Source organism: Wenzhouxiangella sp. AB-CW3, assembly GCF_014725735.1.
In the GTDB taxonomy this organism is placed as follows: Bacteria; Pseudomonadota; Gammaproteobacteria; order Xanthomonadales; family Wenzhouxiangellaceae; genus Wenzhouxiangella.
Map to the genome: position 1 here is coordinate 2,788,226 of NZ_CP061368.1, position 21,760 is coordinate 2,809,985.

Sequence of the window (21,760 nt, forward strand, 5' to 3'; positions counted from 1 at the left end):
GCCTCAGTTGCGCCGGAAGTTGTAGACCAGGTTGGCTGTCGTAAGGGTGTCGGTGTTGCGGGTTCCCGGCTCGACATCGGAATTGTGGCGAACCGCCAGGCCGGCTTTCAGGGCGAGACGATCATTGATGGCCACCTGCACCGACAGCTCATTTTCGGTAAACGTGTTGTCGGTGGAACTCTCGACCAGCAGGCGGTTCTTCAGCTCGGCGGTCTCGGAGATTTGCCAGGAGTAGTTGAGAAACCCGCGGACGATGAAATCGGTGTCGTTCTCCCCACTATCGCGGAACTCGGCATAGCGCACACCCGGGCCGATCTCGCCACGAAGCTTGTGCCGGTCGGTATCAAAGAAGCGATGGCCGTAACCCAGGGAGGCGGTGGTCTGGTAGCTGAAATCGGTAAAGCGATCGCGATCGTAACGCAGCGCACCCAGCAGGTAGCTGCGCTCACTCAGATTGTAGTCGGTCTTGTTGCCCAGCACCAGGCGGCTGGCGCGGGTTCGGTCGGCATCGCGTGAGTACACACCACTGATCACCGACTCGTTGGCCCAGCGTTCGCGCGTGTAATCGAGTTCGATGCGGCCATTGACGGTATCGGTCTCGGTGTTGCCGCGCGCGGCCACCACGCCCAGCTCTCCCAGGCCGGTCCAGTCGGCCATGGCCGGCGCCGACACGCCCAGAATCAGCAGCGCGGAAAGGGTTGTGCGGAGCATTGCTCCTCCTGAGTCGGTTGATATCAGCGCGCGATTATACCTGCTGGCCAGGAGCACTCGATCAACGGACCATGTAGCGACGAAACTCCTCAACCACCCGCAGCTCGATCCAGCTCTCCAGCCGCCAGTTGGCCAGAAAGCCGCAATGGCCACCATGCGGCAGCACCTCCAGGTCCATCGCATCGATTTCGGGCAGCGCATGAAAATCCGAGATGGGAATGATGGGGTCGTCTTCGGCGGTCACCACCAGCGTCTCCGTATCCAGCCCCAGAAGATAGTCGCCGGCCACCGAGTACCCCTCAAGGTAGGCGTCCAGGTTCGAGAACTCGGTCAGGTGCTCGACCAGCCAGTCGGTCTGGCTGCGCAGGTCACGCAGCCGAAACCACTCGGCCAGATCATAGCGTTCAGGGTAGAGCGCCTGCTTGATTCGCAACGAGCGGCGCCACTTGCGAACAAAGTAACCCTGGTAGAGTGGCATGCCCGATTCCAGCGAATCCAGCACGTGCCGGGGGCGGATGACCGGGCAGACGGCCATGACCCGGTGCAGTTCCACACCCCGGGCCGGAGCATGCCGGGCGATGCGCAGGGCGAAGTTGCCGCCCAGAGAAAACCCGGCCAGGAATACCGGGCCTGCCTGGTACCCGGCCTGCACTTGAGCGACGGCATCCAGCACCTCATCGAGGCGGCAGGAGTGAAACAGATCGACATTCAGGTGATGCGAGTCGCCATGATCGCGGAAATTGAGCCGAAAAGTGTCGAAACCGGCGGCATCCAGCACCCTCGCTGTACCCAGGAGGTAGTTTGAATCGACACTGCCTTCCCAGCCATGCAGCAGGATGACCAGGGCATCGCGGCGATTGTCCAGGGCACGATTGGCAAACCCCAGCAACCGGGTGCCATCGGCGGCTTCGATGACCCGTGGCTGGCTGCGCCGCAGGTAGTCCCGGGCGGCACGGCGGATGCTACGCCGGCGCCATGGCCCGGAGGTCAGCACCGACTGAACGTGCCGATGGGCCAGCAGGCCTCGCGGCCGGAACGCGGGGATGGACGGATCAGTCATCGTAATACCTCTTGACGATCTCTCTGGCGCGCGCGGCAAGCCGGCGTCGTCCATCGCCCTGATCGATCAGCGGCGGGCCGATCATCAGGCGACCGACCATGGGCGGCTCGGCCATGACTCGCAACAGGTTGCGCAGGAAATTCTCGCCTGGCGCGAACACTACGGTGTCGTGCAGGTTGCCTTGCCCTTCGCGCTCGAAACGAATGGCCACGGGCACCACGGGCACACCGACTCGAATGGCCGGCCCGAACAGCGGCGCATGAAACAGCTTCACGCCGGCCTCGCGCCGAATACCGCCTTCCGGGAAAATCCCCACTCGCTCTCCGCGCTTGAGCAGCGCACTCATTCGCCGCGCCACACGTCGGCGAGATTCCGTGCTGCCGCGAGTGATGAACAGGGTGCCGGCCAATCGCGCCAACGCGCCAATCAGCGGCCAACGGGCGATTTCAGCCTTGGCCACCAGCCACATCGGCCACAGCGCATGCAGTATGACAATATCCAGCCAGGTGATGTGGTTGGCCACCACCAGGCAGGGCCCGTCGGGCAGTCGTCCGCTGATGCGCAACCGAATACCAAAAATGCGCAACAGCAGCGATTGCCAGGTCTGGTGGGCGCGCTGCCGGATGGTCATGGGTCCGGCCGGAACCCGGCCCACGGCTGGCAAAAAGCAGAACAGCGTCACCGGAATGCCGATCAGCACATGCAGGAAAAATAGCGGCAGGCGCCAGATCAGGCGCCAGGGTTGCCGAAAGCGGCGCGGGGGTTCACTCATCCCGGCCTCTCGGCGCGCCGCAGCGCCAGCAGGCCGTGAACTGGCCTTCCAGTCGTTCGCCACAGCCCCGGCAACGCCAGGACTGTCCCGCTTCGCGACTGCGATCGCGCTCGCGGATGATGGTTTCGGCTCTTTCGCGCTCATGCTTTCGCACCCATACCGAAGGTCTCGCTCCTTCGGCAAAGTAGATTTCCACCGCTGCCGTCCACAGTTCCATGCTGCGCACCCGGGTCTCGATGCCCTCGGCCTCGAGCAGGCCGCGCACAAAGCCGACTTCGACCGGGTTGTCGGCGGTGAACACTCGCGTCCAGTCCTTCACGATCGTCTTTCACAATCGGGGATTTGCGCCTTTTGCTGGCAGAAGAAAATGCGACACATTACCATTACCCGGCATTGATCGCCGGCAGCGTACCATCGCGTATGGTAAACGACCCTGCCCCATGACCCACACTCTATTGTCCGTACCCCGTGAATCCATCCAGAAGAAACCACAGGATCCGCATTGCTGCAAGCGGCAAGGAATTCAGCGCTCGGCCGGGCGAAACCGTTCTTGCCGCAGCGCTCCGCCAGGGCATCGTTCTACCTTACAGTTGCCAGAACGGCACCTGTGCCAGCTGCAAGTGCCGGCTGGTCGAGGGGCGAATCGGATACCCCTACAATCCGCCGGCCGCCCTGGAAGATGATGATTTCTGCAGCGGCCAGGCCCTGACCTGTCAGGCGGTGGCCCACAGCGACCTGGTGGTCGAGGCGCGCGAGATCGAGCAGGTCGCCGACATTCCCGTGCGGCTGCTGCCGGCCCGTGTCGAACTGATGGAACAGTTCACGCCGGAAGTCATGTGCCTTCGGCTCAAGCTGCCGCAAGCGGCAAGGCTGCAGTTCCTGGCCGGGCAGTACATCGATATCCTGCAACCTGGCGGCAAGCGACGTGCTTTTTCCATTGCCTCGGCACCCTCGGAGCCCGACTTCATCGAACTGCACGTCAAGCATGTCGATGGCGGCGGCTTCACCGGTCACGTTTTCAACGATATGCAACTCAAGGAGATTCTGCGTATCGAGGGTCCGCTGGGCACTTTTTTCATACGGCGTTCGTCGGATCGGCCCATCATCATGGTCGGCGGGGGTACCGGGTTTGCGCCGCTCAAATCCATGATCGAGGAACTGATCGAATCGGGCGATGATCGGCCACTGTCGCTGTACTGGGGTGTGAGCCGGGCATCCGATCTCTATGCCAGCGAACTGATTGAAGGCTGGGACAGGCAACTGCCCAACTTCCGTTTCGTGCCCGTCCTTGTCAAGCCGGATGAAGGCTGGACCGGCGAACGGGGTTTCGTGCACGAAGCCGTGGTCCGGCACCACCCCGACCTTTCGGCCTTCGATATATACATGTCCGGCCCGCCGGCCATGATCCACGCTGCCCGACATGCCTTCGTCGATTCCGGCGTGCCGGAAAACCGCCTATTCTACGACAGTTTCGATTTCGCACCGGACGTTCCGCCTGTGCGCGACTGAGCAGGCCATCAAGCTGCTGCCAGAGATGCTGGCAATCGGAATGGCTGGCCTGACGGCAGCAGAACTGCTTGCCTGTCGGATCGCCAGGGCTCGGATGAACCAATGCCTGCCGCAGCCGACTACTCGAAGCGATCTCTGAAGATCACCGGACCCAGCCACTCGAAGGCCCCGACATCATACCTTGTCGATGTCTCCTCCGAGTTCGGGATTCCGCGCTCCATGCCGTCTATATCGATGCCCGGCGGTTGCAGCACCGCAATCGGACCGTCCACAATCCAGTCGCACAAATCGACCGCCGGCGATCCGGGCTGTGGCCGGAAATTACCCTGTTGCGGGTTCTCAAGCATCGGCTCATCGTCAATCAGCGCAATGACCAGGGCATCGGACTCGGCCTGGTTCTCCAGGAACTGCGTGTCCGGCCCGACGATGCACGCCGCCCTGCGCAGCTTCGCCTCGCCGGCATCCAGCGTTTCCATTGCCAGGGTGGCGGGACGGGAGTCATCCAGAACCAGCCCTTCCAGAAACAGCTCGATTTCACCATCAGCTGACGAGCGCGCCCGAATGAAGGGGTGCTGTTCATGATCTGCATGATGACCGGCCAATGTGGTCCAGCGGATGAATGCACTGGTGGGCTGGCTAAAGGAAGATAGATAGATCACCTCGCCTCTTGCAACTCCCGACAGAGCATTGTCAACGATCAGCGAATTCTCCATCAGCAGATCGGATTCGTTGTCAAGCCACACTACCGGACCATTGACCAGCTGGTTGCCACTGATCTCCGTGCCCAGCACACTGGCATCGGTCCGGGAGAAGAACCGAACCACCGGGGAAGAGCCCACCCCGGCAACATTGTTGATTACCTTGGAACAGGTGCTCGATCCTCCGGGCACCAACTGCAATCGGCAAGGGGCGTCGGGTTCGGAACGCATCATGATGGAGGCATTGAATACGCTGAGTGCCGAAGGTGCGCCACTCGAGCTGGTTGACTCGTTTCCCTCGAGCACAGTATTGACCAGCTCGGCCGAACTGGCATTGCGGATATTGATTCCGCCGCCACCACCGGCAGACGTGTTGCCGGCAATGGTCACAGGATGGGACGGATCACTCAGCTGCTCGTCTGCACCGTCGAGCACCAACTCGCCATTGCCTTCGAAATAGATTCCACCACCCCGGCCCTCCTCGGCCTCGTTGTTGCGGATACCGAGGTTTCCGCTTCCTCCGGAGGCAAACTCCACATCACAGTCTTCCGCGAAGATTCCACCACCATCCAGACGTGCCGTATTGTTGCGAATCATGGCGCCCTGGCCGGCGCGAACCGCTGCCCCGCCCCAGCAAGCAATGCCTCCACCACTGCCCGCTGCATCATCGTCCTCCTCGTCGTTGTCGGCCCTGTTCAGGGCGATATCATTGCTGCCTTCCAGGCGCAGCAGGGCACCATCATGGACGGCAATGCCACCGCCATTGCCTTCGGCCCGGTTAGCTCCAATGAGTGTCTCGCGCAGGGTCACCTCATGAGGGCCCGAGATGATGATGCCGCCACCATCGGTCAATGAAACGCCAGCCGCAACATTCAGATTCTCAAGTTCGACGTCCAGGCTGACCGTCGAATTCGGATGGGAAATTTCGATGACTCTGGAGTTGAAGGTCGCTGAAAGATCGCTGCGATTGCCGGGGTCACGCCCCTGTCCGCAGCCGTCCCACCCACCCGAGACGGTCAAGGACTTGTCAATTTCATAAGGTGTGTTGCGATAATCCTGATCCCGCGCTACCCGAATGGTGTCACCTGGGTCAGCCGCGCTGATGGCCTGCGCCAGGCTGGCGTGGTCGCAGGCGGTAGAATCATTGCCAACCCACAGCATCGACGGACTCTGCCGCGGGGGCGACTCGCGACCGTCGTCTGCCGGGACTGCTTGCATCATCAACCCCAGGATTACCACGACCACGGCACCCCCTTTCAGACTAAATTCCTTGCAAGGCCTCACCTTACTTCTCCGGTTCATGTCTACCCGCTTCAAACGAGATCGGCGGGACGTTGCTGCCATTATTAACCCGACATGGTGCATCCGGAACTCCAAGCAAGCCATACTGGATATAGGAAATTTCCTACAACCCAACGGGGCAACTCAGCCTGTATCGACACTCTCGCTTGTGTCATCATGAAAAGCGTGGGCTGCGTGGGGCTCGGACCAGCACCCACGGGCAGGAGCGGGCACTTCGAGTCGCCGGGCACGGGCAGTCGCGCCATGGGCATCCGTCCCCGGCTCGGGTATTCCAGGGTCGTGCTGTGAGGCAAAAATGGGAGGCTTTACGCATACCCTGGTATGCCGGTCGTTCAGAGCCCGCGAATGAGGCTCCACCTGGCAGGGGCTCGCCCCCAGAGCTGGCGCCGTTTAATTGTGAAACGGCCCGGCAGCGGCTTCGTCCGCCATCGCCGGGTCAGACCTACTTTTTTAATCATGAGGGAGAGCATCGAGATGGACCAGGCAGTCCGCAAGGAACCGACACTGAATGCGGAAATCGAGTCGCAACCGGAAGTACTAAACCACAATTTCAGCTTTTCGGGCACCGCGGGAGAATACTTTCGTATCTGGATCGTCAATGTGGCTTTGAGCATCCTGACCCTGGGCATCTATTCTGCCTGGGCCACGGTCAGGACCCGACGATATTTCTATGCAAACACTCGCGTGGCCAATGCGCCATTCGAGTACTCCGCCCGTCCCCTGCCCATCCTGCTGGGACGCCTGATTGCCTTCACGGTATTCGCACTGTACGTCGTTTCAGAGTATTTCTTTCCACTGCTGACGCCGGCCCTCTTTCTTGCAGTAGCGTGCCTCGTGCCCGCACTGCTGGTCCGAAGCCTGCGCTTTCGTGCACGCTACTCGTCCTGGCGCGGAGTCAGGTTCCGTTTCAACGGCAGTTATGCCGGCGCCTACAAGTATTACCTGTTCTCCATCCTGCTGGTGATTCTCACCCTAGGCCTGGCCTATCCACTGATCAAGGGCTGGCAGAAGCGCTACCTGGTGGGCAATCACTCGTTTGGCACTCATCGCTTCGAGATCGGCAACCTGACGCGGCCCTTCTATGAAACCTACCTGATTGCCTGGGGTTCGATCATTGGCATGCTGGTGGGCGTCGCGGTGCTGATCGCCCTGGCGATGCTTGTCATGTTCGGCCTCGGCGATGCGGGTGACGACATCATCTTTGCCGGCCTGACCGGCCTGATGGGTGTGGCTTTCTACCTGGGGGCTTTCCTGATCGGCATATTCGTCTACACGCGAATCACTAATACCGTCTACAACAACACCCGCCTGGACGCCTACCAGCTACGCTCCAGCCTCAGGACTAGAGAAATGGCCTGGCTGTTGATCAGCAACGCCCTGGCCGTGTCTTTCTCGCTGGGCCTGGCGATCCCCTGGGCACGCGTACGAATGGCTCGCTACCGCGCTTCGTGCCTGGCGCTGGTCGGGCCCGATGATTTCGAACACTTTGCCGGCCAGGCCGCCGCTGACGAACAAGCCATCGGGGCAGAGGTCGGCGACGTCCTCGACGTTGATATCGGCTTGTAATGGAGGCGTTTTATCAAGATGGTCTGAGCAGTCGGCGCCACCCGGTTCGGGTGGCGCGATTCGGCGATGTCGTGCGCGTCACGGGGCAAGACCTCGATCTGGAATACCGGGCGGATGAAATCCATGTCCCCACCAGGCTGGGAGACAGCGCACGCAGTCTTGAGCTGCCCGACGGCGGACTGATCTTCAGCGAGGACAACGAAGCGATAGATGCTCTGTTTCCAGGCTCATCCGGCCTGGAACGTCTTGTCCACCGACTCGAGCAACACTGGGGCGCCGCACTGGGCGCGGTCGTGGTGACCGCGCTGGCCTCGGTACTGTTCTTTACCCACGCCGTACCGTGGGTAGGCGATCAGGCAGCCAAGCGTTTGCCCATGGAGGCAGAGCATTTGCTCGGGCAGCAGGTTCCCACCATTCTCGAGCTCATGGGCATGCGAGAGTCAGAGCTCCCCCATGCAACCCGGAATCGGCTGCAGGCAGCGTTCAATGAACTGCTCTCCGCCCTGCCCGAGAATCGCGACTACGAACTCAGGTTTGCGCGTTGGGGCGATATGCCCAATGCGCTGGCCTTGCCCGGGGGAGTCGTGATCGTGACCGACGGGCTGGTGGAGTTGTTTGAAGAAGACCGTCTGACCGTAGCCGTCATGGCCCATGAGATCGGTCACCTTGAACATCGCCACACCATGCGATCCGTGGCCCAGTCGGCTTCGGTTTTCGTGGTGCTGAGTCTTGCACTCGGTGACCTGAGCGGCGTGACTGCCCTGACTGCCGGTGTGCCGACGTTTCTGGCCAACAATCACTACTCCCGGGACTTCGAGCGCGAAGCCGATGCCTTTGCACTGGAGCTTCTGAAACACACCGGAAACTCCCCGGAAGATTTTGCCGAAGCGCTGGAACGGCTGGTTGACGATAAAGACCGGGCACGAGAATCCGAATTCCACTACCTGTCGTCACACCCGCCAACCCAGGAACGCATAGACCAGGCGCGCGCTTCAGGTTCGGACTATTAACCCGGCAACCAAACAGGTTGCTGGGTTAATGCCCGGCCGGAACGGCCGGGGCCGCGAAAAGAAGGCATTTTCGGACATGTCCCGCAAATGCCGCGCAACGAATACCGTAGGTATTTCGTTGCCGGTTGAATATTAATATTAATAGCCTGCTCTTCTTTACCCAGCACGTGTACGCTAAACTGCCTTCTTGTCTCAAGTGGCAGCAGGCAGACACGCATAAATCATGAAGCATTGGATTTGGCGCAGTATCGTGGCGGCATTGGCGCTAGCGTTGGCAGGCAGCCTGCACTCAGCCAGCACCGACGGCCTCCCCCTGATGCCCTGCCCCCAGAAACTGGAGCGGCTTGAGGGTCACTTTATTCTGGATGCTGACATGGCCATCCACTTTGGCAGCCAGGGAACCGAGCAGGCGCTCGCTGCTGCCATTGAACGTTTTGCCGATCGGCTGGAACGACAGACCGGCACCAGGCTGGCCGACCTGGAGCCCGGCGACCAGCGCAAGTCGTTGAATATCTCTGTCGAAGAGCTGATTGAGCCGTTCCAGCGCATGTCACAAATGACACCCAATCAAGAATCCTACCGCTTGCGCATCGACCGACACGGCATCGACCTGCATGCACAAACCCAGTTCGGGATTTATCACGGCCTGGAAACGATCCTGCAACTGTTCGGCACAAAAGAGGCGACGCAGGTGTCAGTGCCGGCAGTGAGTATCGTCGATGAGCCGCGCTTTCCCTGGCGTGGTCTACTGCTGGATTCTTCCCGCCACTTTTTCTCGGTTGAGACGGTCAAGCGCCAGATCGATGGCATGGCGGCGGCCAAGCTCAATGTCTTCCACTGGCATCTGACCGATGATCAGGGGTGGCGCCTGGAATCCAGGGCCTACCCCAAACTGCACGAAAAGGCCTCCGGTGGCCAATACTACACCCGAGACGAAGTACGTGAGGTCGTGGCCTACGCCGCCGAGCGCGGCATTCAGGTGATGCCGGAAATCGATATGCCCGGACACAGCACCGCCATCGGCGTGGCCTACCCCGAACTCATGTCCCAGCCCGGACCCTATGAGTTGGAAGAGCGCTGGGGGGTACACCGCCCGCTGCTCAACCCGGCCGAAGATGCAGTCTACGATTTCGCCCGCACCATCCTGGCCGAGGTCGCCGAACTGTTTCCCTTCGACTATGTGCACATTGGTGGCGATGAGGTCGACCCACGCGACTGGGAGGAAAACCCCGACATTCAGGCTTTCCGCAAGTCCCGGGGCCTGGCCGACTCCGACGCACTTCACGCCTACTTCAACCAGCGTATCAGCGACATTCTCGCCGAACTGGACCGCAAAATGATCGGCTGGGACGAAGTGCTGCACCCAGATCTGCCCCGCCACACTGCCGTTCAATCATGGCGCGGCGCCGACTCGCTGGGCCAGGCGGCCCGGGTCGGGCACCCGGCTATTCTCTCCACCGGCTTTTACCTGGATCAACCGCAGCCAGCGGGCTACCACTATCGCAACCGCTTCTTCGCCCAACCCCTTGCCGGACGGGACCAGGTAGCAAGAGATGAGTCCTGGGAAATCTGGCAGTTTGAGCTGCCGCGCAAGCGCGGTTCCGCCATTACCGGCAAGCTGACCCTGATAGAGGCCGGGCAGGAGCAAGGCCGAGGCTTTATCGACTTCGATGGCCGCTCCCGCCAAATGATGGACAATCTCAGGGTCGAGGCGGGCTATGTCTGGTTCGAGCTCGACACCTGGATGGGCCCGGTGCGAGCCCGCCTGACCCTTGAGGACGACCAACTGGGCGGCGACATGATCGTCGGCAACGCACCCTACCGGGCTTACGGCGAGCGCGTTGCCCACTCCGGCGAAGATAGCGCTCAGCCCCCGGAAGGCAAAGAGCCCGTTGTACTCGATGAAGTGAGTCGGCAGCGGGTGCTCGGGGGGGAGATCGCACTCTGGAGCGAAATCATCAACGAGGACAGCATTGACCGCCGCCTCTGGCCGCGCGCATTTGCTGTCGCCGAGCGCCTTTGGTCAAACAGCGAGCAGCGCGATGAGGACGCCATGTACCGACGCCTTCAGGCGGTATCCGCCTGGTCCGAAGCCTCCGTCGGATTGCAGCACTACGAGCAAATGCATCGCGGCATTGCCCGGGTGACCACCGCCGAGCAGTATCCGCTCGCCCGGGTACTGGCAGAGGCTGTAGAACCCGCCCAGTACTACCATCGGCATCACGAAAAGTCGACCTATGAAAGCTATTCCCGGCGCGACCCGCTCGATCGCTTTGTTGATGCGCTGCCCTCGGAAAGCTTCGCCTTGCGCGACTGGCAAGATACCTTGAACCAATGGCTACAGGAACCGGAGGAGAATGCCCGCTTCGAAAAGCTCTATGGCGACTTGCAGCGCTGGGAACACCATTCCCTGAGGTTGCTCGAAAAGATCGAAGAGCAGGGCGACCCGGGTAGCCTGGCGACGCTGGCCGAACGTGTCCGCACCACTGCGGCCTGGGGCCGGCTGATGCTGGAGAACCACGTGCAAGGCGAGACGGTCAGCGCATCGCTCCTGCATCGTGCTCGCGCCGAGCTACACCAGGCACAGCAGATCGAAGAAGAAGTTGTCGTCGCCCTGGCCTACCCGGTCGAGCAGTTGGTCAATCAACAGCTGCTGCTTCAGGCACAGGCCCAAAGCGACGGCAACGAATCATACTGACCGGAGTCCGTTTCATGGCCAAACGCTCATCTTTGACGCGATCCGAAGCCGATGGTGCATCCAGCTCCCGGCTCTTGCCTTCGGCCGCGTTGGCCTTGCTGGCAGCCAGCATTGGCCTGCAAGGCTGCTCACTGCCCAGGCACGAAGAGCAGTCGACTGATCAGCCCCAGATCCGCGATCGGGTAGAAGTTGAAGAAGGCTCACTGGCGCTCTCTACCGACTGGGTGGCCGAGGGCACCTTCACCGACGGGATAGAAGGACCGGCCATAGGGCCGGACGGTCACCTCTACGCGGTAAACCATGAGCGTCAGGGCACCATTGGCCGGGTGACAGCCAAGAATACCAGTGAGACCTTTCTGGAAATGCCCGAGGGCAGTATCCCCAATGCCATCCGGTTTGACGAAGACGGCGCCATGTGGGTGGCAGACTATACCGGCCACAATATCTTCAAGATTGATCCGAACGACACCGCCATCCTCGAACGTCACCACAACAGTGACATGCACCAGCCCAACGATATCGCCGTCGCCAGGTCTGGCTGGATTTATGCCAGCGACCCGGACTGGGCCAACTCGGCCGGACAACTTTGGGCATTGAGCCCCGATGGTGACTTTGTCCAGATTGAGTCGGATGTGGGCACCACCAACGGCATCGAGCTCAGCCCGGATGAAACCCGCCTGTATGTCAACGAAAGTGCACAACGGTTGCTGTACCAGTATGACGTAGGCGAAGACGGGCTACTGAGCAACAAGCAGGTCATCTACGAGTTTGTCGACGCCGGACTGGACGGCATGAAGGTCGATTCAAAAGGCATTCTCTACATTGCCCGCTACGGCGCTGGCACCCTGGCGGTCTTCGCACCAGACGGTCGACGCCTGCCAGACATCCCCTTGCACGGCCGCTTCCCGACCAACCTGGCGATCGAGGAAACCGGTGACAAGCTGCGCTTCTACGTCACCATGCAGCAGCGAGGAAACATCGAGACATTCGAGATTCAGCGACCCGACCCGACACAGCCGCACCTGGGCGACCTGCTACCCAACACCCTGTTTGATGAGCTGTTCCCGGAGCGCAAGGAGCTGTACAGCTACAGCGGCTTGCTGGCGGCCTCGGGCCAGTTCCCGGCATTCGCTACCACTGGAAGCAAAGAGGTGCGCAAACGCGAGATTGCCGCCGCCCTGGCCAACTTTTCCCACGAGACCTATGCGCTAACTTACCTCAAGGAAATCTATCGCGGCGACTACTGTTCCGACAGCGCCACTCCTTGCGGCGTCTGTGCGCCCGGCAAGCAATACTACGGGCGCGGCCCCATTCAGTTGAGCTGGAACGCCAACTACTGTGACGCCGGCAGAGCGCTCGGCCTGGATCTCTGGGGCCAGCCGGAGCTGGTTGCGGAAAACCCCACCATCACCTGGCAAACCGCACTCTGGTACTGGATGAGTCGCAAAGGCCCCGGCACCATGACCTCGCACCACGCCATGGTCAACGAAAAAGGTTTCGGGGAAACCATCCGGTCCATCAACGGCAGCCTCGAGTGTGAGGGCGGCAATCCGGAGCAGGTTCAAAGCCGGATCGAACTCTATCAGGACTATGTGCATAAACTGGGCGCCACGCCGGGCAACAAGCTCATGTGCTAACCCGGCACAAGAACTCGCATGCCGGGTGATTGCCCGGCCACAGTGGCCGGGCGTTCACATCGTCAATAGGCGACTTGAAATCGAATACCGTACATCCGTGGCGGGTTGAACGAATTGAAAGTGAAGCCACCGGTCAAGCCCTGCCCCATCCAGTTCTTAACCACGTTGTTGGTCAGGTTTGTTCCATAGGCTTCGACATGCCAGTCCGAACGGACTGAGGCCAGCCGGAGAGAGGCATTGACGTTGGTATAAGAGCTCTGGAAATCACCAATATGCGGGTTATCCAGATTTCGAACGGTAAAGTACTGCTTGTCCTTCCAGGTCACACCAAGCCACGGTGTCAGGGTTAGGTCTCGCGCCAGATCAAAGTCCTGCGACAGATTCACGCCAACGGTGAACTTGGGCGTGCGTGGCAGACGATGACCACGGACATCCAGGATTCGACGGCCACGCTTCTCAGTCTCCGGCCCCATGTAAATGTCCGCGCACGGCTCAGCACCCATCTCTTCACGATAACCGCACATCCAGTTATCATCAAAGGTTGGGTAGCTGTCCACATTGCTGTCCATCCAGGAGAAAAAGCCGTTGATCCGGCCACCGTCCCATGGTACTGCGTTGAACTCAATCTCCAGCCCCTGAATGGTCGCCTCACCAATATTCTCGGTCTTCCAGGCATCCACAATATCGCACGCAGGGTTCCAGTCCGGACACTCCTGAGCGGGGATATTCTGGCCCACGGCGTGCATGGCCGTGAAATGCATATCCTGATAGCGGGTATGGAAGTAGACCGCGCTGAAGTTCAACCGGCGATTCAAATGGCTACCCTTATAGCCAATCTCAAAGTTTCTGGTACGCTCTGCGTCATATTCCAGATAACTGAACCGCTCTTCTGAATCGGTCAGGTCAGGGTCGGCACAGGGCCGGCCACCACAGGTATCAAACCGGTCGCCAAAACCACCCGGCCGGTAACCCGTCGCCAGGGACGAAAAGACCATACGTTCATGGTCGATTTCATACTGCAGGCCAACACGATAAGTGCCCTGCTCCCAGCTCTGGCTAAAGGTATTGATAGTCGGCCCTGGATAAGCGCTCGGGCCCGCAAACGGCCCCATTCCCAGGGTCAGGTCATTGCCGCTGTGCGCCGCCGCGAAACCCAGGTTGGGGGGGACATGCAGGCCATTGTAGTACCAGCCAAAATCGTACTCGGCAAACTCACCATCGTCCCATGCCCCGTAAGTCGCGCCTTCGTTGTCACTGCGCCTGTCCCAACTATGTCGATAGCCAATCGTGCCGGTCAAGCGGTCTGTAAAGCGATAGTCCGCCTGGGCAAAGGCAGCACGCGAGTCAATGACTCGGCTGGGCTGAACATAGAGATTGCCATGCGGCATGCCCCAGGGCGCCTCAACCAAACGATCCTGAGCGAAGACAATGGAGTTGTCTTCATGCAGCCAGAACAAACCGGCAACATAGTTCAGTCGATCAAATTCCTGGCGGAACTGAAGTTCGTTCACCCATGACCCAAAGTCGGATTCCAACGTGAAATTGGCACGGTCAATCACATGTTGACGCCCCCAGTTGCCCCACGGATGCATGATATCGACATCTTCTTTCAGGGGATGAAGACCCGCATCCGTATCATGCTGCTGATAGCGTTGCTGAAGCGCATATCCGACCCGATATTCGATGTCTGTTGAATCGTTCAGATTCCATTGGTACAGCGCCCGGAGGGTGTCAATGGTCATATCGATTTTCCCAGGCACATTAACCAGCGCGTACCACTGCCCGTGCTCGTTACAAGCCCAGCGGGTTCCCTCGGCGGCATCGCAGTCCTTCATGCCGATGCCACCGGCCCCCATGTTCTTGAATCGTTCGTAGCCCAGGGTCAGGCGGTGATTGGCTGCAATCCGCCACAAACCGGTCAGGCGGGCACCCCACTGATTGGAGTTGTGGTAGTACTCACTGGGATCAAGCTCACGATTGAAGCGCTGGTCGACATCAGGATTTCCATCCGGAGTAAAGTTACCGCCTCCTTCACCATCGGAAACAAAAGGCCCACGATCAGTCAGGTCACGCTCCTGGTGAATAAAGCCGTCACGCTTGTCAATCATCAGAGCGCCTCTTAGAGCGAAATTCTCCGTGACAGCCAGGTTGTATACAGAACGAAACTGCTTTCCATTGAAATTGCTAAGCTGAAAGCTGGACCAGCCATAGCTGTCATCAAAATCCGGCCTGGCCGGAACCACATTGACCACACCGGCTGTTGAGTTCCGACCGAACAATGTTCCCTGTGCGCCGCGGAGGATCTCCACTCGGTCCAGGTCAAACATCAGGGCCAGCGCACCTTGTGGACGAGGTGAATAGATTCCATCAATGTGGACACCGACTGCTGGATCGCCAATCTCGGTGAAATTTGTGGACGTAACGCCTCGAATACCAATTTGCACCCCAGAATCGCCTTGCGAGTGACCGAACTCGATATTGGGCGCCATGCCGTCCATGTCCTGGAGTGTCAAGGTGTTCTGACGCACCAGCGCCTCAGAATCCAGCGCGGTGATGGCAAGCGGGGTTCTCATCAGGTCCGTCACGTTACGTGTTGCGGTCACTGTGATTACTTCGAGTTGTGCCCCATCCGCTTCCTCTTCGGACTCCGTCTCATCCTGAGCGTACAGGACGCCGCACTGCATTCCAATCAACCCGGCGCCAATTGCCAGGACCAATTTTCTTGTGAGAATAGATTCTGAGAACACTAAAACTTCCCTCTTGTCATGTATGTCGAGTCGTTCCTGCGAACAGGACATTGGCCATCTCAGGCGGACGAAACCCCTAGAGCAAAGACCCACAAACCAACGGATATTCAAAGACTTGTTGATGGCAATTCGTCTTCGGACACCCTCTGGATGGGCACCAAACAAAGTGGAGAGCCTCATCTCATGACAGAGATGCCAAATAGCATGACAACGCTGTCATAATTTCTTTATAGCGGATTTGCGTCGAGTATGCAAATGGTCTCGATCATCAACGAGCACCGGGAACTGGCAAAGCATGATCCGGTTTGAGGAAGTGATATGCTCCAGCCGCAATGCTGCCGGATCCAGCGCTGACCCGGTTCACGACCAGTCCCGTGCTTGCTTTTGCAATCCCCAATCAACAAGGGAACGGTGACAGCGTTGTCATGCAAGCCGGTGATTTCCGGCCTTTTTCTCTGCCGGACTCAGGCGACACGAACATAGTTCGCGCTCGGCTGCAATGTGCGCTTCGGCCGTAACGGTCGTCTACAAACTGAAAAGCCGGCGCCACCCGGTTCGGGTCGTGAAACTCGGAGATGGTGTCCGCTTTGCGCACCAGGGTTCCAACTGGATCGCCCCGGGGCGGAGACCATTGGAACCTCGTTGCTTACCAGGTTCCGGTCAGGCTCAGCCAGGCCTTGAACACATCCGAACCGCCCCTGTCCGCATCGAACCAGGCGGTCTTCACATCCATGGCCAGACCAGCGGGAAGGGACCGGTTGATCATCAGGCCATACTCATTGCCCAGATAGCGGCTGCCGTGATCGGTCGTGAAGTGATGCACTTTGAGCATCCCGGACCATTCGCCCATGCGTGTGCCGGTGGCAAAATGCGAGTCGAGCAGGCCCTGGTCCGGGGTGGTCAGGAAACGGTCGGTCCAGCCATTGTGGGCGTGCAATGTCGCCAGGGGGGTCTGGAATGCCCGGTTACCGTCGCCTTCGAGACGCTCGTGTGCGGCAAACCAGTGCCATTGATCATAGCGCCGCTCGACCCGCAGGTGCAGGTAGTTGTTCGAGGAGAGGCCGGTAAGCTCGCGCAGCCCTTCCTGCCGGGCCAATTCCACCCGGTAACCCAGGTCAGCCCAGCCGAGATCACCCGTGGCACGGACGCCGAGATTGCGGTGTGAGGCCGGTCGATCATTAAACACCAAGCGATGCCCGTACGCAGCCAGCGTATGATCGTCGGCGGAATAGGCAAGCATTGCGGTCCAGGCATCGAGGTTGGCCCCGGCCAGAAGCGGATTGGGGTTGGAGCGGCCGAAGATGCGATGTGCCTTGTCCAGCCAGTTCACATCGACCCGCACCGCATCGGTCGGCTTCCAGCCGACAGATACCGCGTCGAAGGTCTGTTCAAGCTGACGAAAGCCGACATTGCCAATAAACCGATGATTGTCTTCCGTGATGCGCTGCCGGCCCACCCGGACTACGAATTCATCATTGGCACGGTAGCTGGCCCAGGCCTCGGACACCCCCTCGTCGTCGGGATCTGCCACCACCGGATACTGGGTCCGACTGTTAGCCGTGGAATTGAAGCGTTCGGAGCCGACACTTCGGTTGCCATGCACAGTTGCACCCACCTGCCATCCTGACCAGTCTGGACTGACAATCCCGGCCCGCAAGCGCAAAGTCGAAGCATTGGCGTCTCGATCAATGCTGTCTTCGTCTACATGTTCGAAGCGGTAACGAAGGTCCAGGGATGGCTGCCACTGGCTGGTATCGCCGGCCAGGGCAGGCAGTGAAAGGAGGGCGGAAAGGCTGGTGAGAATGGCTACTGTTGTCGGTTTCATGATCAAGCCTCTAGATCTATTCCACGCGTATGACGCCGGTCATGCCGCGATCTTCGTGCGGCTCGCACAAGTAAGGGTATTCACCCGGCTCATCGAACGTTCGCTCCATGGACTCTTCCGGAAACAGGTACTCACCGGGCTCCTCGCCAAGCTCACGGAACCATACATTGTGAAACTGACGCCGCTCATGATTCTCCCAGCGCACAGTCCGACCAACCTGCACCGTTACTTCCTCAGGTTTAAACGCCATATCACGCATCACCACCACAACAGTATCATCATCAGCCACCAACACCCCACCCCACCCCAAAGCCACCACCATCACCAAACCAATCAACAAACTCTTCATAACCTCTCCCAATCCTAACTCCAACACCACCTAACACCTAACACCTTCACACTTCTTACTTCCCACTCATCCACCCCTACCGCCCCACAACATTAAAGTCCACTTCCTCGTCATCCAGCCCCATCCGGTAGCCCAGCGAGACATGGTGGAAACGGCCATCAGCATGGTCGTCGTGGATGGCAAAGCTGAAATTGTATGTCTCGCCCGGTTGCAGGCTGACATCACCGGGCTGATCGGATTGCAGCGGGCGTTTCATGTCCACCTGCCAGTAGCCGCCACTGCTGCTCACACTGGCCTCGAAGCCGGCGCCGCCGGTCATGATGCGTTCTTCCAGTACATGGCCATGCTCGGTGCTGCCGTCAGCGTTGATACGCATCAGGTCCATGAACTGGCCCGAGGCCAGCAGGTCGGCAAGCACGTCTTCGTCTTCGAGCTTGTCCCAGCCCCCCAGGGTGGCACCGCGCCGGCCGGCCTCCTCGACCTCCGTGCGCGACTCCTTGAGATACTTGGTCACCCCGCGCGAGAAGTCCAGCGGCAGTCCGGAGGCTTCCGGGTCGTCGGGATGGGCCGGCATGTCACGCAGATCATGGTGGCAGGCGGCCCAGCAGCCGGCCTGGGCGGCATACTCCGGCTTGTCGGTCGACAGCATCACGGCCACCTTGATCGGGTTGTCCGGATCCATCTTGCCGCCATCGACGAAGTCGACCGGCACGTGATCGGTCATCGGCCACTCGAATCTCAGGTACAGATTTTCGCTGTCATGCGCGGCCTGGACGGCGACCGGCATGGAACCGCGCTTGCCGGGGATGGGGTGTTCCTCGGCGGTCTCTCCGGTGACGATCTTCTCGCCCATCTCGTCGGTCTCGCGTCCGTGGCAGGACTCGCAGGTATCGCCAAACCGGAAGGCGCGCGCGCCACCATGCATGCGGCCGACCAGCGTCCATTCCATTGACGCCTGGCCGGGGAAGAACACGGTCACTTCACGCTCGGGCACGCCAGACCAGTCGAAATCGATGTCGTCGGTCGCCTCGGGCGCGTCGTCGGTTTCGACGGCGCGTTCGGCCAGGGCACGGTCGACGGCTTCCTTGATGCGTTGCTCCTCGAGCCGTCGACGCTCGCGTTCACGCTCGGCCTCGGCCTGGCGAGCCGCTTCTTTCTCAGCTTCGCGTTCCTCGGCGCGGGCAATGCCGGCGAGGAAGGATTCAGGCACCTCCTGGCGGTGCTCGGGACGCGGCGCGGTCAGCTCCTCGAGCTCCTCGTCGGAGAGCCGGTCGTGTACATCGCTGTGGGCCAGGCCCATGTGACAGTCGATGCAGGTGTGCCCCTGCTCCATGGCAAACTTGTGCTGGCTGCGCGCCCGCGGGCTCTGGAATTCGGGGTTCATGGAGTTCCAGTCATGGCAGTTGCGGCATTCGCGCGAATCGGTGCGCTTCATTGAATCCCACACCCGCTCGGCCATGATCAGCCGCCGCTCGTCGAACTTCTCGGGAGTATCGACCGTCCCCAGTGCCTTGTGCCAGAGTTCACGCGTGGCATAGACCTTGCGCACCACCTTGTGATGCCATGGATCAGGCACATGGCAATCCGAACAGGTGGCGCCGACACCGCTGGGATTGATGTCGTGGGGCGTACCCTTGTATTCGGCATAGACATTGTCGGCCATCTCGTGGCACGACGTACAGAAGGTCATGGTATTGGTCGCTTCCATGGCCCAGTTGAATCCACCCCACAGGACAATGCCGGTGAGCATGAATGCGAGCGCCACGCCCAGCGAGGTTCCGAAGATCACGCGACGCGACAGTATCCTGGCCAGCAGCGACTTGTCTTTCATGGTGGCTTTCCCTGTTCTACTAAACATCCGGTAGCTTTCTTGGAGTTGGCGGACGGGCATTGGCCCGTCCGCCTCTTGCTCACGTCAACCGGTCATCAGGTGACGTGGTTCTTGCGGCTGTAGACGTTGAACTTGCCGGTCGGCGTGGTCAGGCCCTTGATGCGAGCCTTCTCTTCCAGCGTCTCGGCGTCGTAGACCACGATCTCGCCATTGGCCTCGCCGGCGTCACCCTGGTTCCAGACCGACACCCAGACCTCGGTGCCATCGGCATTGAACTCCATGTGGGTGGCAACGGCCCCCGGGTGATCGGTGACCTGGATGGTCTTGACGATCTCGCGGGTTTCCTTGTCGAAGACCTGGACGAACTGCTGCACGTCCGGTTCCGGATGGATGGTCTGGTCGGCCCACACGTACTTGCTGTCCGGATGCGTGCGGATGAACAGGCCGGGTCCATCGGTCTCGAGCTCGTAGCAGATCTTCCAGGCCTGGTCGGCATGACCTTCCGGATCACTGCCCCAGACGCTGACCAGGCCGAGACCCAGGTGCGGGGTGCCGGAGACCGGACCGCATTCCGGATCGATCCAGTTCGCGCCCGGACCCGGGTGCGGCAGGGACTCGGTTTCTATCAGGGCTTCCAGTTTGCGGGTCTTGGTGTCGACTACCACCATCTTGTCGGAGGCATTGGCCGCGATCATGAAGTAACGGTCGGTCGGGTCAAAGAAGCCGTCGTGCAGGTACTTGGCGGTATCGATCTGTTCGATCCTCAGGTTGTCGATATCGCTGTAGTCCACCTGCCAGATCTGGCCAAGCTCCTTCATCGCCACCACCCAGCTCGGGGCATGCGGGGTGTCGTAGATGGCCGCCACGCGTGATTCCTCGACGTATTCTCCGTCAACGTTGATGCCGCGTGAGGACACCACCTTGAGGGGATTCATGTCCTTGGCGTCGACGATCACGAAGTGCGGTGGCCAGTAGCCGCCGCCGATGACGTAACGCCCATCGCCGGAAACGGCCACATCGCGCGCGTCATAGGCAATCTGGGTTTGCGCCACGAGCATATTCTCCGGCTCCTGCCACAGATCGATCTTGGTCATGCGGCCATCGCGACCCATGGTGTACCAGAAACGACCGACATCCTTCTGATCGGGGAAGGCATGGTTTTCCTTTACCGACTTGATCACATGCACCGCGTAGCCGGTCGGAATGTGGGCCACGATCTCGTGGCGATCACCATCGACGATGGCGACCTGGCCGGCGTCGCGCTCGATGACCACGAAGAAGTTCTGCCAATTGCGATCGTGCAGCGGCTCGTCAGGATAGTCCTCGAGTGCGACATGCTGCTCGGTGAGCTCGCGCATCTCTTCTAGCGTCATCTCCGGCGGCTCGGGGGGCTCCTTCTGAATGAAGGTGGCCACCATCTCGATCTCTTCGGGCGTGAAGATGTGATCGAAGTTGTTCATGCCGCCTTCAGTGCCCAGCGCGATGATGCGTTCGAGTCGATGCTGGCCCAGGTCACGGGTGACCTCGGGTTCAAGACTGCCACCGGTCGCGCCCTTCCTCAGGACGCCGTGACAGCCGGCACAACGCTGAAAGTACAGTTGCTTGGCGTGCTCAAAGTCTTCGGGCGAGAGGCTGGGTTCGTCGGCCAGCGCACTGGTCGCCAATCCTCCCAGCCCCAGCACCGCGGTCAGGGCGGTAGCGCCCATCAGGTGATGCATTTTTTTGCGGTTCCGGGTTCTCATTCGTACTACTCCTTACTGTGGGTGGTCGGGGTAGCGTTATTTTCATGTATTTTTTATGCCTTTTTCATTGACGATGGTCAAGCACCAGCAGAAATTTCCATACGGTCAATAGCTGGAAGCACCTGACCAAGTCGAAAGGCACGCCCGTTGACCACTGGCGCAAACACCTCTCTCTTGATCATTTCAAGCAAACTTGACCCCAAACAATTCATGTATTTGCGCTGCATGTTACTTTTGATTCAACCGTGAGCTGTACCAAGGCCCCGGCCTCGAACCAGACAAACCCATCAATTCACGAGGACC

Annotated in this window: 15 protein-coding genes; 5 read left to right on the forward strand and 10 right to left on the reverse strand. The window is 60.0% G+C overall.

Annotated features, from left to right (window positions below; translation table 11 throughout):
• Positions 1–3: 3 nt before the first annotated feature.
• From IC757_RS12145 to IC757_RS12160, 4 genes are all read right to left on the reverse strand, one after another.
• The gene (locus tag IC757_RS12145; RefSeq protein ID WP_190974571.1) at positions 4–711 is read right to left on the reverse strand and encodes a YdiY family protein; all 708 of its coding nucleotides are present in this window, start codon (positions 709–711) and stop codon (positions 4–6) included.
• Between the two features lie 61 nt (positions 712–772).
• Complete coding sequence (locus tag IC757_RS12150; protein ID WP_190974572.1) at positions 773–1,771, reverse strand: YheT family hydrolase; 999 nt, start codon at positions 1,769–1,771, stop codon at positions 773–775.
• Positions 1,764–2,543: a lysophospholipid acyltransferase family protein gene (locus IC757_RS12155; protein WP_190974573.1), complete on the reverse strand. Its 780-nt coding sequence runs from the start codon at positions 2,541–2,543 to the stop codon at positions 1,764–1,766. The genes IC757_RS12150 and IC757_RS12155 overlap by 8 nt, the downstream gene beginning before the upstream one ends.
• On the reverse strand, positions 2,536–2,862 hold the full coding sequence (locus tag IC757_RS12160; RefSeq protein ID WP_190974574.1) for a DUF2007 domain-containing protein: 327 nt from the start codon (positions 2,860–2,862) through the stop codon (positions 2,536–2,538). Before IC757_RS12160 ends, IC757_RS12155 begins: the two co-directional genes overlap by 8 nt.
• 149 nt (positions 2,863–3,011) lie before the next feature.
• Between IC757_RS12160 and IC757_RS12165 the strand changes: the two genes are divergently transcribed.
• On the forward strand, positions 3,012–4,052 hold the full coding sequence (locus IC757_RS12165) for a CDP-6-deoxy-delta-3,4-glucoseen reductase (RefSeq protein WP_190974575.1): 1,041 nt from the start codon (positions 3,012–3,014) through the stop codon (positions 4,050–4,052).
• Between the two features lie 119 nt (positions 4,053–4,171).
• Here the strand turns inward: IC757_RS12165 and IC757_RS12170 are convergent, their stop codons facing one another.
• Complete coding sequence (locus IC757_RS12170; protein ID WP_190974576.1) at positions 4,172–5,971, reverse strand: hypothetical protein; 1,800 nt, start codon at positions 5,969–5,971, stop codon at positions 4,172–4,174.
• 555 nt (positions 5,972–6,526) lie between these two features.
• Here IC757_RS12170 and IC757_RS12175 point away from each other — a divergent pair.
• The 4 genes from IC757_RS12175 (at position 6,527) to IC757_RS12190 (ending at position 12,963) form a co-directional block, all read left to right on the forward strand.
• Positions 6,527–7,618, forward strand: coding sequence for a YjgN family protein (locus tag IC757_RS12175; RefSeq protein ID WP_190974577.1), 1,092 nt, complete (start codon positions 6,527–6,529; stop codon positions 7,616–7,618).
• Positions 7,618–8,628 carry a M48 family metallopeptidase gene (locus IC757_RS12180; RefSeq protein WP_190974578.1) on the forward strand — a complete coding sequence of 337 codons (1,011 nt, stop codon included), beginning with the start codon at positions 7,618–7,620 and terminating at the stop codon, positions 8,626–8,628. The genes IC757_RS12175 and IC757_RS12180 overlap by 1 nt, the downstream gene beginning before the upstream one ends.
• A gap of 223 nt (positions 8,629–8,851) precedes the next feature.
• Positions 8,852–11,326 (forward strand): beta-N-acetylhexosaminidase, encoded by a 2,475-nt coding sequence (locus tag IC757_RS12185; protein WP_190974579.1) that lies wholly within the window; start codon positions 8,852–8,854, stop codon positions 11,324–11,326.
• Between the two features lie 14 nt (positions 11,327–11,340).
• A complete protein-coding gene (locus IC757_RS12190) occupies positions 11,341–12,963 on the forward strand; it encodes a glycoside hydrolase family 19 protein (RefSeq protein ID WP_190974580.1) in 1,623 nt (540 codons plus the stop codon).
• Between the two features lie 62 nt (positions 12,964–13,025).
• On the opposite strand, the gene IC757_RS12195 is transcribed toward IC757_RS12190, so the two are convergent.
• The 5 genes from IC757_RS12195 to IC757_RS12215 form a co-directional block, all read right to left on the reverse strand.
• Positions 13,026–15,761, reverse strand: coding sequence for a TonB-dependent receptor (locus tag IC757_RS12195; RefSeq protein WP_190974581.1), 2,736 nt, complete (start codon positions 15,759–15,761; stop codon positions 13,026–13,028).
• 595 nt (positions 15,762–16,356) lie between these two features.
• Positions 16,357–17,535 carry an alginate export family protein gene (locus tag IC757_RS12200; protein WP_190974582.1) on the reverse strand — a complete coding sequence of 393 codons (1,179 nt, stop codon included), beginning with the start codon at positions 17,533–17,535 and terminating at the stop codon, positions 16,357–16,359.
• 16 nt (positions 17,536–17,551) lie between these two features.
• Positions 17,552–17,884 (reverse strand): plastocyanin/azurin family copper-binding protein, encoded by a 333-nt coding sequence (locus tag IC757_RS12205; protein ID WP_190974583.1) that lies wholly within the window; start codon positions 17,882–17,884, stop codon positions 17,552–17,554.
• Positions 17,885–17,960: 76 nt separating this feature from the next.
• Positions 17,961–19,715: a NapC/NirT family cytochrome c gene (locus tag IC757_RS12210; RefSeq protein ID WP_190974584.1), complete on the reverse strand. Its 1,755-nt coding sequence runs from the start codon at positions 19,713–19,715 to the stop codon at positions 17,961–17,963.
• A 95-nt stretch (positions 19,716–19,810) separates the two neighbouring features.
• Positions 19,811–21,457, reverse strand: a complete 1,647-nt coding sequence (locus IC757_RS12215; RefSeq protein WP_223846112.1) for a nitrite reductase — start codon at positions 21,455–21,457, stop codon at positions 19,811–19,813.
• Between the last annotated feature and the right edge of the window lie 303 nt (positions 21,458–21,760).

Bases quoted from the DNA above. Each gene is read 5' to 3' on its own strand.
- IC757_RS12215 (WP_223846112.1), bottom strand. From the start codon at position 21,457: ATGAGAACCCGGAACCGCAAAAAAATGCATCACCTGATGGGCGCTACC.
- IC757_RS12155 (WP_190974573.1), bottom strand. From the start codon at position 2,543: ATGAGTGAACCCCCGCGCCGCTTTCGGCAACCCTGGCGCCTGATCTGG.
- IC757_RS12185 (WP_190974579.1), top strand. From the start codon at position 8,852: ATGAAGCATTGGATTTGGCGCAGTATCGTGGCGGCATTGGCGCTAGCG.
- IC757_RS12180 (WP_190974578.1), top strand. From the start codon at position 7,618: ATGGAGGCGTTTTATCAAGATGGTCTGAGCAGTCGGCGCCACCCGGTT.
- IC757_RS12190 (WP_190974580.1), top strand. From the start codon at position 11,341: ATGGCCAAACGCTCATCTTTGACGCGATCCGAAGCCGATGGTGCATCC.
- IC757_RS12200 (WP_190974582.1), bottom strand. From the start codon at position 17,535: ATGAAACCGACAACAGTAGCCATTCTCACCAGCCTTTCCGCCCTCCTT.
- IC757_RS12205 (WP_190974583.1), bottom strand. From the start codon at position 17,884: ATGAAGAGTTTGTTGATTGGTTTGGTGATGGTGGTGGCTTTGGGGTGG.
- IC757_RS12170 (WP_190974576.1), bottom strand. From the start codon at position 5,971: ATGATGCAAGCAGTCCCGGCAGACGACGGTCGCGAGTCGCCCCCGCGG.
- IC757_RS12195 (WP_190974581.1), bottom strand. From the start codon at position 15,761: ATGTCCTGTTCGCAGGAACGACTCGACATACATGACAAGAGGGAAGTT.
- IC757_RS12145 (WP_190974571.1), bottom strand. From the start codon at position 711: ATGCTCCGCACAACCCTTTCCGCGCTGCTGATTCTGGGCGTGTCGGCG.
- IC757_RS12150 (WP_190974572.1), bottom strand. From the start codon at position 1,771: ATGACTGATCCGTCCATCCCCGCGTTCCGGCCGCGAGGCCTGCTGGCC.
- IC757_RS12175 (WP_190974577.1), top strand. From the start codon at position 6,527: ATGGACCAGGCAGTCCGCAAGGAACCGACACTGAATGCGGAAATCGAG.
- IC757_RS12210 (WP_190974584.1), bottom strand. From the start codon at position 19,715: ATGAAAGACAAGTCGCTGCTGGCCAGGATACTGTCGCGTCGCGTGATC.